12 protein-coding genes are annotated in these 13,342 nt (G+C 70.2%); all 12 read right to left on the reverse strand.

Annotation, left to right across the window (positions count from 1 at the left end; genetic code table 11):
* Positions 1–10: 10 nt before the first annotated feature.
* The 12 genes from QN141_03435 to sufD all read right to left on the reverse strand — a co-directional run bounded on the left by QN141_03435 (position 11) and on the right by sufD (position 13,341).
* Positions 11–1,414 carry a hypothetical protein gene (locus QN141_03435; protein ID MDR7557518.1) on the reverse strand — a complete coding sequence of 468 codons (1,404 nt, stop codon included), beginning with the start codon at positions 1,412–1,414 and terminating at the stop codon, positions 11–13.
* Between the two features lie 73 nt (positions 1,415–1,487).
* Positions 1,488–1,637: a hypothetical protein gene (locus QN141_03440; GenBank protein MDR7557519.1), complete on the reverse strand. Its 150-nt coding sequence runs from the start codon at positions 1,635–1,637 to the stop codon at positions 1,488–1,490.
* Between the two features lie 66 nt (positions 1,638–1,703).
* Complete coding sequence (locus tag QN141_03445; GenBank protein MDR7557520.1) at positions 1,704–1,979, reverse strand: hypothetical protein; 276 nt, start codon at positions 1,977–1,979, stop codon at positions 1,704–1,706.
* Between the two features lie 19 nt (positions 1,980–1,998).
* Positions 1,999–5,433, reverse strand: a complete 3,435-nt coding sequence (locus tag QN141_03450) for a VWA domain-containing protein (GenBank protein MDR7557521.1) — start codon at positions 5,431–5,433, stop codon at positions 1,999–2,001.
* 8 nt (positions 5,434–5,441) lie between these two features.
* Complete coding sequence (locus QN141_03455) at positions 5,442–5,645, reverse strand: Os1348 family NHLP clan protein (protein MDR7557522.1); 204 nt, start codon at positions 5,643–5,645, stop codon at positions 5,442–5,444.
* Positions 5,646–5,726: 81 nt separating this feature from the next.
* Positions 5,727–8,048 carry a hypothetical protein gene (locus QN141_03460; GenBank protein MDR7557523.1) on the reverse strand — a complete coding sequence of 774 codons (2,322 nt, stop codon included), beginning with the start codon at positions 8,046–8,048 and terminating at the stop codon, positions 5,727–5,729.
* Between the two features lie 29 nt (positions 8,049–8,077).
* Positions 8,078–8,590 carry a hypothetical protein gene (locus QN141_03465; GenBank protein MDR7557524.1) on the reverse strand — a complete coding sequence of 171 codons (513 nt, stop codon included), beginning with the start codon at positions 8,588–8,590 and terminating at the stop codon, positions 8,078–8,080.
* Positions 8,587–9,771 (reverse strand): hypothetical protein, encoded by a 1,185-nt coding sequence (locus tag QN141_03470; protein ID MDR7557525.1) that lies wholly within the window; start codon positions 9,769–9,771, stop codon positions 8,587–8,589. Before QN141_03470 ends, QN141_03465 begins: the two co-directional genes overlap by 4 nt.
* Positions 9,768–10,397, reverse strand: coding sequence for a hypothetical protein (locus tag QN141_03475; protein MDR7557526.1), 630 nt, complete (start codon positions 10,395–10,397; stop codon positions 9,768–9,770). The genes QN141_03470 and QN141_03475 overlap by 4 nt, the downstream gene beginning before the upstream one ends.
* A 100-nt stretch (positions 10,398–10,497) precedes the next feature.
* The gene (locus QN141_03480) at positions 10,498–11,745 is read right to left on the reverse strand and encodes a cysteine desulfurase (protein ID MDR7557527.1); all 1,248 of its coding nucleotides are present in this window, start codon (positions 11,743–11,745) and stop codon (positions 10,498–10,500) included.
* 8 nt (positions 11,746–11,753) lie between these two features.
* Complete coding sequence (locus QN141_03485) at positions 11,754–12,098, reverse strand: non-heme iron oxygenase ferredoxin subunit (protein MDR7557528.1); 345 nt, start codon at positions 12,096–12,098, stop codon at positions 11,754–11,756.
* Between the two features lie 16 nt (positions 12,099–12,114).
* Complete coding sequence (gene sufD, locus QN141_03490) at positions 12,115–13,341, reverse strand: Fe-S cluster assembly protein SufD (GenBank protein ID MDR7557529.1); 1,227 nt, start codon at positions 13,339–13,341, stop codon at positions 12,115–12,117.
* Position 13,342: the final 1 nt, after the last annotated feature.

Consider the following 13,342-nt stretch of genomic DNA (forward strand, 5'->3'; position numbering starts at 1 on the left):
CGCCGCCCGCTTATCGAATCTCGAAGGTACCCTGCGTGATCGCCTGCCCGTTGAACTGGAGCTCAAACCGATAGGACCCGGCCGGTGCCCCCTCCTTCCACTCCACCCAGAACCACACTCTGCCGGACGGAGGGATGGTGCCGCCGCCGAAGATCTCCGCTCCTGTCGTCGACTGCCGCATGAACTGCCGGTCATCCCGGAACCAGATGCCGTCGAGGCGATCCTCTCGACGGAGATGCTGATAGCGGACGAAGGCGTCGACCCGGCGCGTCCCCGTTGGGAATGTGCTCGCAGCCCCGACCGGTTTCGCGTTCTGCACGCCTGTGGCGAACACGATGGGCGTGCCGGTGTCCACGCCCGCCGAGCGGGGAGAGGGCGCCGCAGGCATTGTGGACGGCACCGCCGGGGTTGCCGCCGGCGGTGATGCCGGCGGCGAAACGGCACCGGGCGCGCCCGGGCCGGCCGTGGCAAAGGGCAGGTCGCCGTAGCCGATGGATCGCGCGACGGACTGGAGTTGCGACAGGTCCTCAGTCGCGGCGTCGGCGGCCCACTTGAAGATGACGATGTACCCGAAACCGTTGCGCGCCGAATAGAGGCTGAGCCCCCGGCTCTGGTCGCTGTTCCGGATGAAGTGGACGGCGGGGTTTGACCCGATCTGGCCCGTCTCGAGGACGGTAAACAAGGACTTGGTCGCTCCGTCCTCCTCGTACGTGGCCTGCTTGAAGCTCTCCAGGTCGCTGTTCAAGAACTCCTCGGCATCGGCCTGCCCGATGGACACATGGGTGATGTTCACCCCCATGCGCTCGCGGCCCGCACCGTCGAGTTTGCTCATGACCCACAGGATCCGCTTACTGAACCGCGCCTCGTCGCCGGTCTTCCAGCCCTCAGGTACCGCAATCCGGAGGCCATGGCGCTGGTTGACGTACACATCGTTTTCCAGCGTCCATCCTTTTGAGGCAAAGGGGACCGGGGCGGCCGGCGTCGAGGTGGCCTGTCCTTCGATCCGGAACCGGCGGGTCGCCGCCTGCTGCTCGCCGATGTACAGCTCGACCCGGTACTCTCCCACCGGCCACCCGTTCGTCGGCCGCGAGTACCAGAAGCGGCCGCTCGTCTGCGCGCCCCCCATCGTCAGCATCGCTTCGTCGATCTTGGTGTTGAGATCGGCCACCCCGGTCTTCTCGGCAATCCACACGGACTTGACGGCCGTCCCCTGGGCCACGGCGGCCAGCGTGAACACGACGTAGATACGCGGCGTGTCCGGCGCAAAGATCGTCTTCTCCGTCTTGCTCTCCGGATTGTCCGTGAGCACCACGGACGCAAAGCGCGGCCCCGGTTGCGCGGACTTGCCCCCGCACGCGGCAAGAGCGATGCCGGCCGCAACGATCACGACCACAGATGTCAGATGACGCCTCATCGCCGCACCTCCTCAGCAGTCCCCAGCGGATGCTCGCAACCTCGTCGGCGGGCCACCTGCGGCTGCCGGGCGATCATGCTCGGGACGTGGCCTTCACGACCACGGTGTCCGCCACGCGATCTCCCAGGCGCTGCCCCTTGGGCGATCGGGCGATCAGGATGGCGCCCAGGATGGAGAAGACGATGCCGTCGACGACGCGCCAGCCGATGGATGCGTAGACCATCTTCGCTCCCTCCAGATACCTCGTCATCTCCCATGAGTTGCGGTCCCGGTCTGGCCTTGATGCCTTTCAACTGGCGGCCCGGAGCCTGGCCATCTCCGCCTCCTTGGCCTTGATCGCATCCGCCAGGGCGTCCGCCTGACGGCAGAGCGCGGCGATCTCCTCGGGAAAACGGGTGCCGGTCTCCGACAGGTCGAAGACCTTGGCCCCGATGGCCTTGAAGACGTCCTCCATCTTGCCGTGCAGCGCGCGGATCTCGACCTTCAGCTTGCCGATCGCGGCCATCTCCCCGGCCTCTTCCCTGGCCCGGTCCATCCCCTGCTTCACCTTGTCCAGCCATCCCATCGCGGTTCCCCCTCCGGATTTACGGACCGATCACCTGCACCCCGACCTCTTGGCCTTCCTTGCGCAGCGCCACCTTCGTGAAGCCGCCGGGGATGACCCGCACCTCGCGCACGGTCATGGGCGGGCCTGCGGCCCGGACCATGACCGTGTACACGCCCGCGGGCACGCGGACCGGCTGGCCGGTGATCCCTCCGCCCACGCGCGCCCCGGCCGCATCCAGTACGTCGAAGGGCACGGCCAGCGCCTGCTCGATGCTCTGCCGCAGCGCGGCGGCGTCCTTCGCGTCGAAGAAGCGCCCGCCCGTGATGCGAGCCACGCGCTCCATCTCCCGTTTCACCGCCTCATCGGCCAGGGCGAACCCCACGATGTTCAGCCTGACCTTGAGCCCCCGGGCGGCGAGTTCGGCGACGACGGCGGACGGGCTCCCGCCGCACTCTTCCTTGCCGTCCGTGACGAGGACGACGAGTTTCTCGCCGGGAGCGCCCCCGAAGTCCCGCCCCACCTGCCGCAGGGTGTAGGCGATCGGCGTCGTCCCGAGCGCCCGCACGGACCGCACCCGCGCCAGCAGCCGGGCCTTGTCGATCCGGCCGAAGGGCACGACCAGCTCGCTGTCCTGGCAGTCCCCCCTCCGCCCCTGGCGGATGCGGTGGCCGTAGAAGCGCAGCGCCACCTGGGCGTCGTCCGGCAGCTGCGTGATGATCTGCGCCATGACCTCCTTGGCGACGTCCATCATCGGGCGCCCGCCGATCGGGCGTTTCATCGACCCGGAGGCGTCGAGGATCAGCTCGATCGCGCTCGGCGCCGAGACGGAGGCGATCCGTTCGCCGCTGGCGGTCACGGCCAGCGTGCCGGGTCCGCCGCTCAGCGTGGCCCGGAGGTAGTACGGCGTCGGCGTGCGCATCTCGGCGGCGATCTCCTGGTAGATGCTGGCCAGCCGCTCCGGGTTCTCGGTGAAGAACGCCCGCGCCCCTGTGCCCAGGGCGGCGTGGGCCAGGAAGCGCCGGCCGCTCGTGCCGGAGAGCGGATCGTAGACCGGCAGCTCCGTCCCCAGGCCAATGGTGTAGAGGCGGATGCGGTGCCTGGCCAGAAGGCTCCAGAAGCCGGCGCGGTCGAGCGCGCTGGATGTGTCCACGCCGTCGGTCATGACCACGATGGCCCGGTTCCCGGTGCGGCCCTCGAGCAGCTCGATCCCCTTCGCCACCGCGTCATAGAACGGCGTGGCGCCCTTGGCGAAGAACTTCTCCTGCGCCGCCGCCCGCAGCCGGGCCGGGTCGCCGGTGAACTCCGGCAGCAGGACCTCGACATGCGGCGGATCGGGCGCCTGGGCCTGCCCTGAGAAGCGGATCAGGTTCAGCCGCTCGCTCGGGGTGACCTGCGACAGGTAGGCGTCCACGGCCCGGCGCAGGTTCGCAACGCTGTCCTCGCCCATGCTCCCGCTCGTATCCCAGATCATCACCAGGGAGACCGGTGGCTCGGTGAGTTGGGCGAAGAGATCGCCGGGCCGCACCAGCCAGGAGAACTCCGCGCGGGCGCCGGCGGCCTGGGCGGGATCGAAGCGGCGCAGCGCCTGCCCGGAGGCGTCGCTCAGGGTCAGCGATGTCCGGAGGTACGGCCGGCCGAGGAGTTCGAAGGTCAGCACCTGCGGCGTCGAGCCCGGCACCGTGAGGCGGAAGTGGTCCTGCTCGCCGAGCGGATCGATGATGCCCTTGAGGCGGCGAGCAAGCTCAAGCGTGTTGGCCTCGGCGGCCGTATTGTTCGTTTCGCGCTCGAGCGCGATCCCCGGCTCGTCCGTCTGCGCGGCGGGCCCACCGGCGGCCGCAGCCGGGTCGGAGCTTCGCAGGAGGATAGACTGGTACCCCGCCTCCGCTCCCTCGATGACCGCCAGCTCCGCCAGGCTTGTCTGCGCCCCGCCGTAGTTCTTCAGGATGCGGACCCTGACGAAGCGCGCGCGCCGCGAAACCGGAAAGGCGTGGCCGCGCGCCTCCTGCGGGACCGTGAACTGGCCGACCTCCTCGAATGGTCCGAGCGGCGAGATGCTGGAGACGGAGATGGCGACGACCTTGGGCCAGTTCTCCTGGCCGGCGTAGGACGACCCTTCGCCCCCCGGGGTGATCACAACGCGGTCCACCAGCGCCTCCCGGTCGCCTCGGAAGGCCAGGACCAAGTCCTGGGGCAGGTAGCCGTCCGCCGACACCCAGGGGAGGCCCGTCACGCTGCCGTCGATCAGGGCCCCCGCCTGGTAGTGCTGCCGCAGGGAACTGTAGCGCGCCACCGCGCCCCCGTCGGCGGCCAGCGCGATGTTCTTCGGCACATCCGCCAGGATCGAGGGGGCCTCCGGCGACTCGAGGATCTTGACCTCGCCGGCGTGCACCGCCCGGCCTCCGTAGTTGGACAGGATGCGGAGGCGGACATATCTTGCGCGCACCGCCGGAAAGGCGACGAGGTGCTCCCCCTGCCTGGCCTCGAGCCAGGCCGCCGCGGCGCGAGTGAAGCCCTCGGTGGGCGACAGGGGGGAGACCCAGACCTCGACCTGCCGCGGCCGATGGGCCATACTGATGAACTGCTGGTAGGACGTGGTGTCGACGATCAGCGCATGGATCTGCGCCTCGCGGTCCTGGTGGAAGCCGAAGACCACATCCTGCGGGAAGAGCTGCCGGTGGGCTTCGACGGTGTCGGCGCGGCGGGACGCGGAGACCCATCCACAGGACGGCCGGCACGCCCGGAGGCCGCTGATCACCATCGGCAGGCCGTCGATGAGATTTCGGGCCCCCCGGTCGCCGTCGTTCTCCTCCGAGGTAACGGCAACGATACGGCCGCCGAACGCGGCGAGGGCGACATTGTAGCCGGTCGCATCCGCAGCCTCGGCCGCGCTGCCGGCCTTCGGCAGCGCCGGGGTGATCGTGAACGAGAGGATGACATCATCGCCGGGTCCCTCCAGGCGCACGCGGTACTCGCCGGGGACGAATCCCGCCAGGCTTCCCTTCCAGGCCAGGACCCACCCCTTCGGGGTGCGGGATGCGCCGTCGCAGCCCGGGCGGATACACAGGGATCCCAGATCCGCGTCTGGCGTGAACCCCTCGACGGCTACGGCCCTGAAGTAGGCAAAGATGTTGGGATCATCCGAGGACACCGCGCGAAACACAATGTACAGTCGGTCAATCGTGTCCGGGAACTCCGTCCCGGCCGACACGGGATCACCGGCGTCGGTCACTCCCGCGGCGAGGACGGCGCCGTAATGATTGGCGTCTGCGGCCGCTGGCGGCGGGGGCGGCTGAGACGGAGCCGGGGCCGGCGCGGGGGGCGGGACCGGCGCCGGGGTCGGCGGAGCGGAGCGCTCGGGGTGTCCGGACGGGACCGGCACACTTGGCGAAACGCGCCGCGCGCCGTTGCAGCCGGCGACGACCAGCACTGCGACGGCGGTGCCGAGCAGCAAACCGCGCCCCCAGGTCCCCATAGTGCCTCCTATCGCCCCGGATCGTGATCCAGGGTGAGCAGCAGCTCGCGCAGGCTCCCGGCAAGAAAGGCCTGACGCTCCTCGGCGGACAGCTCGTAGCCGGCCAGGGCGTCCGCCGGAGCCGCCAGCAGCCGGGCCCGGAAGGCGTCGTCCTCCATCGCCCGCACCAGGATCTCCTCAAGCTGCTCGCGACTCACAGTCCTCTCCGCCACACAATGGCATCCTAGCCCGGCCACCTGAACAAAAGCTGGACATCGTCAGGATCGTGTCCCTGAACCGGACGGACGGCCTGCTCAGATGCGTGGCGGAGGGGGCGGCGGCGGAGGGGGCGGAATCTGGCTGCCCCTGGCATACCAGCCCAGAAGGAAGGCGATGACCGCGGCAAGCCCGCTGCAGGAGATGACCAGGGGCCACACGCTCGGGCCGGCTCCGGCGTGCATCCCCATCTGGTAGAATGCCATCGCATAGCCTCTGGCGATCTCCTCGAAAAAGGGGTGACCGCCAAAGAATCTCACGACATTTCTCTCGTAAAGCGCCCACAGCGTCGCCTCCGCCTGCCTGCGCTGCATCTGCTGCTCGGTTCCCGTCTGGTGCAACCCCGTGTCCATGACGGCCAGGGTCTCCCCCGTGCGCAGGTCGATGCGCCACCATCCCAGACGCTCTAGACCGTTGAGCGGCACCGCCTGCGCCGGGACCACGAGCAGGACGTCTTCCCCGAACGCCTCCCGCAGGCGGGCCTTGACGGCATCGGCCGCCCGCAGCTTGGAAATCCCCTCGGGGTCTGTGACAGCGACGACATCGATCCCGCGCCTGCGCGCTTCCTCGAAGACACCGAGCGGGCCAACCGCAACCTGACCCGGCCAGCCCTGGCCCAGGTCCGCGATCAGGCCGTGCTCCAGGACTCCGTCGTACAGCCCGCGGCGGACGTTCGCCCAGACGACCCCGGGCCTCGAGGACTGTCGGGCCACCGCGCGCATCGCGTTGCGGCGGAGATCCAAAGAAAGGCTGGGGATGATCGTCATACCGTCCGGCGCAACGGTGAGGCCGACGGTGACGATGGCCAGTCGCGGGCTCGCCGCGTAGATGAGCGCGTCGCTCCCGGAACTGAGCCCAAGTGCGGCCGTGGAAAGGATGTGAAACGATCGGGCCAGCGCCCCGAGCGCCGTGGGGATGACAGGGGTGAGCCCCCGGACCAGGCGCCACATCACCTCCTCCGTAACCGTCCCTCCGGTCTGGCTGCGGGAGGCCAGGAGAGCCGCGACGGGCGCGATCGAGGCTTCATGGCCCGAGATATCCCCGAGCGGATAGACGATCCCTGACGCCACCGAAAGGCCAAAAGCCTGGAGCAGCGGCGCGGGAATCCCCAGGACCGAGGGCAGCGGCGCCAGGGGCGCGGCAGCGGGATCCCCCGCCTGGCGCGCCGCCAGGCCGACGCGGTCGAAGACCTCGCGCCGCACCGTCTCGACCTGCCCCAAGGGGTGGGTAAAGTCAAACTCCAGCCAGACCGCGGTCACCGTCCCGACGCCGGAGGCCTGCCGGTCCAGCCCCTGGAGGACCCGTCCGCCGACGATCTCTCCGACCGTCTGGTCGCCGAACTTTCGGCCCGTGACGATCTCGTCTCCGACCTGAACGATCGGGGCGGCACTCCAGGGATCATTGGAGAGCAGCCTGTGCGTCAGGGTGACCTCGACGCCGTAGAGTTCGGCCGCTGTCGCTTCGTAGCGCAGCACCTCCTCGGTGGACGCCTGGTCACCCGTCCGCCGCTCGACACGCACGCGGATGGTGACCCGATGGTAACGGTCTTGCGGCGGGGCCTCGAACGTCTCGATGGCATCCGCGAACCGTTGTCCGAGCCGGGCGCCCGCGAAGGCCGGGTCGAGCGGCACCCACCGGCTGCCGTCCTGGTACTCGAGGTAGAGATGGTCGACCGCTTCCGCGGCGAGGACGCCGGCGGGCTCCGCCGGCCGGTCCCCCAATCTGGCCCGGGCGCGCTCCAAAGCGCCGCGCACGACATCCGCGCTGGCCACCCAGCGGGCAAACACGGCCCGCTCGAACTCCTGGAGGCCGCCGGACACGCCGGCTGCGGTGTCCTGAGCGCCGGGAGGCCGGGGATCACGCGGTGCCCCGGCGGCCATGGCAAGCATCCGGGACACGAGTACTCCGGCCTGCTCCTCGCTCAGGCGGGCGCGGGCATAGCGCACCCGAAATCCGTGTGCGGTGAGGAGCGCACCGAGGAGAGCGGACTTGTCGTAGGAGTTCCCGGCGAGCGTCATGAGAGTCCCCCGGGGCCCTCTCAGCACACCTGTGTACACCTCGAACCGCACACGGTCGCGGACGAAGGCGAACACCTTGTCAACGTCCGAGCCCAGTTCCCGGGCTTTGGCCGAGACGTCGTAACCGGCCACCGGCGCCGCCGCGGCGATCCCCCCCGCGCGTTCGAGGTTGGCGGAGAGGTTCTGCGGAGCCGCCAGCGCCTGAAGGGTGGGTGTGGGCGGCGATGGCGGAGTGGAGGCCGGCCCCCCCTGCTGGCCGCGGCTGCACGCGGCGCCCATGATCAGGACCAGGGCCGCGGCAGCCGGGATTCGCAGCCGATTCAGCGATCGTCGGCTATCCATGGCCGCACCGGACGCTCTGCCGCGCCGTGTCATCGCGGCCGGGTGTCGTCGTCGCGCTCGACATTGGATCCCGGTGCGCGAGCCCCCTCGCCGTGAAACTCATCCGTCGCCCCCATCCCCGCCTCAGGCGGCGCCCCCTGTTCGAAGGCCCCTTCCTCCCGTGCTTCGACCGTCGTCTCGCGGGCGCGCTCCGCCTCGCGGGCCGCCCGCTCCTGCTGCTCCCGCTGTTGACGAGCGTACTCACGCTCCGGCCCGCTGGGTCCGGTCGGCGCGTCCCGCGGCACATTCGATCCTCCCGCGTGCTCGCGATCCGTTCCCACCCCGGGCATCGTCCGCCCGGGCCCGCGCTGGCCGCCGCCGAGGCCTCCGGCAAGACCGCCGGCAAGCGCTCCCGCCCCGGCCGCTGCCGCCGTGGCGGCGCCGCCGCTCCCAAAGCAGTCGATGAGCCCGCTGCAGTTGTCCGCCAGCGCGATCGCCGGCACGAGGAGCACGAAGCCGAAGGCGCACAGCCCCGCGATTGCCCACCCGATCCACCGGTTCACGCCGGTTCCCTCCTATCTGCCCCGCCGGACGGCAGGCCGATCTGAGGAAAGAGCAGGTAGAACACCGCCATCACGGCGAGCCCGCCGAACAGGACAGGCCGGAACGTCTGTGTCGCCCACAGCCGGGCGACGAGGGTCCCGGCGAGCCAGTAGCCCAGCGCCAGCGCCGCGATCAGGCGCACCACCGCCGGCACCCGCTGGACGATGCCCGCCCACATCAGGGCAGGCCGGCCCGCTACCCCATACGCCCAGGCGGCCAGCAGGCCGGTGAGGACGAACACGATCAGTCCGTCCAGTGCGGTGGTGAACGCTCCCGCCAGCAGCAGCGTGGTGACCGCGGCCTGCACTGTCACGCGCCCCGTCGCGGGCGGCAGCGGGACGGCGGCCGCATCGCGGGACCGCTCCACAGCGAGGCGGCGCACGAGGTCCCGGCGCGGCGCGCGGGACAGGGCGATCTCTTCCAGCAGGATGCGCCCCGCCCCGGCGACGCCCGCCAGGACCACCAGGAGGGGCCACCGTGTCTGCACGGGGAGGATCGCCGCGACGTATGGGGCGTCCTTCAGCCAGGTGAAGGCCGGCCGGGCGAGGACGATCATCGCCTGACACCACAGCCACACCAGGACGCCGCAGACGATACCGTAGAGAACTGCCCGGACCGCCGCAGCGGCCTGAGGGCGAACCACGCGGTTTATGGGCACCCCATCCGCGGCGCGGCGGGCGAACAACGGTGCGCGGACGACCAGCATGGTCAGCAGGAGGTATCCGACGAGCAGGCTGCCGTACAGCCGCGCGGCCTGCGCGATCCAGGGTAGATCACGAAAGGCCCCCCGGAACAATCTCTCTAACCCGCTCCATGCGCTGATGACATCGAGGACGATGAAGCCGCCCATCGCTGCGACGGCGGCCGCGCCGTGGAGGAAGGCGAGGACCACGATCACGGCGAGGAACGCGATGGACTGAGTATAGATGTGGGCCGTGCGGAGCGCGTCGCTTCGGGCCAAGAGCGCTCCGACAACAATGCCCGCCAAGGGCGCCGCCGCACCGACCCACGGCCATGCGGCGGTCCATGCCCCGTCGGCGACGGCGTCCGCGGCGCGCGGAGCCCAGGGTTGCAGCCATCGAGGGACCATGACGTGCCAGAAGCGCTCTATCGCTCCTTCTCGTTCGGGTTGAGTCCTCATCCGCTCCCTCCCACGGCGTCGAGCCATCGGCGGCACGAGCTGCCCAGGACTCCGCCATACACGAGGTGACCCACCGCCGAGATCCGGGCGAACTCCCTGAAGGCCCGGATCTCGAGCCATCCGGGATACAGCGTCAGCTGGAAGAGCTCGAGCCCGAGCCCCCAGACGATCCCGGCCAGCAGGCCGCGGCGGCCCAGCAGCAGGGCGAAGGCGACGCCGAACCCCGTCCCGTTGATGCAGTGGAAGGCGATGCCCGCCGTGGAGACCAGCGCCCGGGGCGCCGTTTCACCAGCCAGAAGCGTGCCGAAGACGCGGATCGCCTCGAACGGGTTGTACGGCGACGGGTCGAAGTACGCGAGGACCGTCCGCGAAGCGTCGTAGGCCACCGTGGCCAGCAGGCCCGCGGCCGCGCCGACCGCCGCGGCCCGGCCGAAACGCTTCCGCTCAATGGGGCCCGCCCGGCGCAAGACCGCGGCGACGCCGAGGACGACGATGAGGATCGCCGCGGCAAGAGCGGCGCGCAGCGAGACGCCCCCGACGATGTGGGTGACGAGGGCGGCGCCGCCGGCCAGGCCCCCGGCCCCGGCCGCCCGGAGCACCCGTTCCTGCCCGCCCCGCCGATTCATGCCCCGGAAGGTACCAGGGGCACCTCAACAAAACCTGGACAGCCGATCGAACGGAGATCCGGCGGCGGGCCGGCGATTGGGGGGTGAGAGCACGCCCGGGCTAGGATCCGGGGACGCGGGTGGCCGGGGGAGAGAACACCTTTCGCACGGCCTGCAATCCGCTCACCAGGCGGTCGATATCCTCCTCGGTGTTATAGAGGTAGAGGCTGGCCCGGGTGGTGGCGGCCACACCGAGGACGCGGTGCAGCGGTTGGGCGCAGTGGTGGCCGGCGCGGACCGCAACCCCCTCCTGGTCGAGGACCTGGGCCACGTCGTGAGGATGGACCCCCTCCAGGTCGAAGGCCAGCGTCCCGCCGCGACGGGTGGGATTCTCCGGCCCGAACAGACGCAGCCCCGGGATCTCCGCCAGCCGCCTCATGGCGTAGCGGACGAGCCGGACCTCGTGGTCGCGGATGGCCTCCATGCCGATCTCCCGGAGGTAGTCCACGGCCTCGCCCCAGACGATGCAGTCGGCGATGCTGGGGGTCCCGGCCTCGAATTTGTGGGGGGGGTCCTTGTAGGTGGATTGCTCCTTCTGGACCAGCATGATCATCTCGCCGCCGCCGTGGAACGGGGGCATGGCCTCCAGCAGCTCGTAGCGCCCCCACAGCGCCCCGGCGCCGGTCGGCCCGCACATCTTGTGGGCGGAGAAGGCGAAGAAGTCCACCCCCAGCTCGCGCACGTCCACCGGCATGTGGGGCGCGCTCTGCGCGCCGTCCACCAGTATCGCGGCCCCCACGGTGTGCGCCTTCGCCGCGAGCTCGCGGACCGGATTGATGGTGCCCAGGACGTTGGACTGGTGGGTGACCGCCACGAGCTTCGTGCGCTCGCTGAGAAGACGGTCAAACTCCTCCATCCGAAGCAGTCCCTGCTCGTCAAAGGGAACGAAACGCAGCCGAGCCTCACGCTCGGCTGCGAGGAGCTGCCAGGGCACCAGGTTACTGTGGTGCTCCATCTCGGTGAGCAGGATCTCATCCCCGGGATGGATGTTCGCCCGCCCCCAGCTGTAGGCCACCAGGTTGATCGCCTCGGTGGTACTGCGGGTAAAGATCAGCTCCTCCGGCCGGGTCGCGCCGATGAAGGCCGCCACCTTGGCCCGGGCGCCTTCGTAGGCCTCCGTGGCCTGCTCCGCCATCCGATAGATGCCGCGGTGGACGTTGGCGTTGTACTCCTGGTAGTAGCGCACCAGGGCCTCGATGACCCGCCGGGGTTTCTGGGAGGTTGCGGCGCTGTCCAGGTACACCAGGGGTCGGCCGTGCACCTGCCGGGCCAGGAGGGGAAAGTCGTCGCGGATACGGGGGCCGAGCATCGGCGGGTCTACACCTTGTGGGGCATCCCGCGCCCGCGCTGGGGCACGGGCAGGACGTAGACCTGGCCGTCGTCGACCTTCACCGGATAGGTGTTCAGGGGCACCACCGCGGGGAGGGACAGGACGCGCCCGGTGCGGACATCGAACCGCGAGCCGTGCTTGGGACAGGTCACGATCTCGCCGTTGCGCGCCCCCTGGGACAGCGACGCGTACTCGTGAGTACAGATGTCGTCCACGGCGTACAGCGTCCCCCCGACGTTGAACACGGCGATGGTCCGGCCCTCCACCGCGACCACCAGCGCGTCGCCCGGCGCAATCTCGTCTGCCGCGGCGACCCTCACGTACTCCGCCATCGTTCCCTGCCCGCCGCTATTGTACCATCTTGCGGTCGATGTCCTGCTCCAGGGCCGACCGCACCTCCGGCAGGGGGACGCGATCGAACAGTTCGGCAAAGAAGCCTTCGACCACCATGCGCACCGCCTCCCGGCGGGGGAGCCCGCGGCTCATGAGGTAGAAGAGCTGCTCCTCGTTGAGCCGGCTGGTCGCCGAGCCGTGGGTGCAGCGCAGGTCGTTGGCCATGATCTCCAGGTTCGGGATGGAATCGGCCTTGGCCCCGGCGGAGAGGATCAGGTTACGGTTGGCCTGGAAGGCGTTGGTCTTCTGGGCGCCCTGATGGACGCGGATCATCCCCGAGAAGACGGACCGGGCCCGGTCCTTCACCGCATGCTTGTAGAGGAGGTCGCTCTGCGTGTGGGGGGCCCGGTGCTCCTGCAGGGTCTGCAGGTCGAAGTGCTGTCCATCGTGTCCGAAGAACAGCCCCAGCATCTCCGCGCTCGCCCCGGGGCCTTCCAGCAGCGACTCGACGTTCCGCCTGGTGATGCGCCCGCCGAACCCGGCCAGCAGGGTGGAGAGCTGCGCGTCACGGAACAGCCGGCCGCGGACGATGCCGATCTCGGTGACCGCGGCCAGCCAGTCCTGCCGGGAGATGTAGCGCACCGTGGCGCCGTCCTTGACGATGAGCTCGACCACCGGGTCCACAAAGGCCTCCCACGAGCCGACCATAGACCCGAAGTCATCGAGCAACGTCACCGTGCTGCCGGGCTCCGCGATGACCAGCGTATGGGGAAACACCGCCACCCCCGCCGCCTGGATCCAGACGGCGCTGGTCAGCGGGACGGTGACCTGCACCCGCTCGGGGACGTAGAGGAAGGTCCCCCCGGTCCAGAACGCGCCGTGCAACGCCCGGAACTTGGACTCCTCCGAGCGCACACAGCGCTGCATGAAGTACTCCCCTACGAGGTCCGGGTGGTCGCGGACCGCCCGGACCAGGCTCGTGAAGATCACGCCCGGGGGCAGCTCCGGGACCGCCGTGGGACCGCTGGGCACCGCGGGGTCGAGGTGGAACGCCTGGAGGTTGAGGCCGCTCAGGTCGGTGCGGCGCCACTCCTCCTCCGCGGTCGTGGGCATGGGCAGGGCTTCCGCGACCTCGTAGGCCCGGAGGCGAAACGCCCGCATCCAGGGGGGTTCGTCGAAACGCTCGGAGAGCGCCTCCACCCCGGTGCGGTCGAGGGGCAGCACCGACGTCCGGGCAGCCATC

This window comes from Armatimonadota bacterium (assembly GCA_031459765.1).
Taxonomy (GTDB): Bacteria; Sysuimicrobiota; Sysuimicrobiia; order Sysuimicrobiales; family Kaftiobacteriaceae; genus Kaftiobacterium; species Kaftiobacterium secundum.

Bases quoted from the DNA above. Each gene is read 5' to 3' on its own strand.
- QN141_03435 (MDR7557518.1), bottom strand. From the start codon at position 1,414: ATGAGGCGTCATCTGACATCTGTGGTCGTGATCGTTGCGGCCGGCATC.
- QN141_03440 (MDR7557519.1), bottom strand. From the start codon at position 1,637: ATGGTCTACGCATCCATCGGCTGGCGCGTCGTCGACGGCATCGTCTTC.
- QN141_03445 (MDR7557520.1), bottom strand. From the start codon at position 1,979: ATGGGATGGCTGGACAAGGTGAAGCAGGGGATGGACCGGGCCAGGGAA.
- QN141_03450 (MDR7557521.1), bottom strand. From the start codon at position 5,433: ATGGGGACCTGGGGGCGCGGTTTGCTGCTCGGCACCGCCGTCGCAGTG.
- QN141_03460 (MDR7557523.1), bottom strand. From the start codon at position 8,048: ATGGATAGCCGACGATCGCTGAATCGGCTGCGAATCCCGGCTGCCGCG.
- QN141_03470 (MDR7557525.1), bottom strand. From the start codon at position 9,771: ATGAGGACTCAACCCGAACGAGAAGGAGCGATAGAGCGCTTCTGGCAC.
- QN141_03475 (MDR7557526.1), bottom strand. From the start codon at position 10,397: ATGAATCGGCGGGGCGGGCAGGAACGGGTGCTCCGGGCGGCCGGGGCC.
- QN141_03480 (MDR7557527.1), bottom strand. From the start codon at position 11,745: ATGCTCGGCCCCCGTATCCGCGACGACTTTCCCCTCCTGGCCCGGCAG.
- QN141_03485 (MDR7557528.1), bottom strand. From the start codon at position 12,098: ATGGCGGAGTACGTGAGGGTCGCCGCGGCAGACGAGATTGCGCCGGGC.
- sufD (MDR7557529.1), bottom strand. From the start codon at position 13,341: ATGGCTGCCCGGACGTCGGTGCTGCCCCTCGACCGCACCGGGGTGGAG.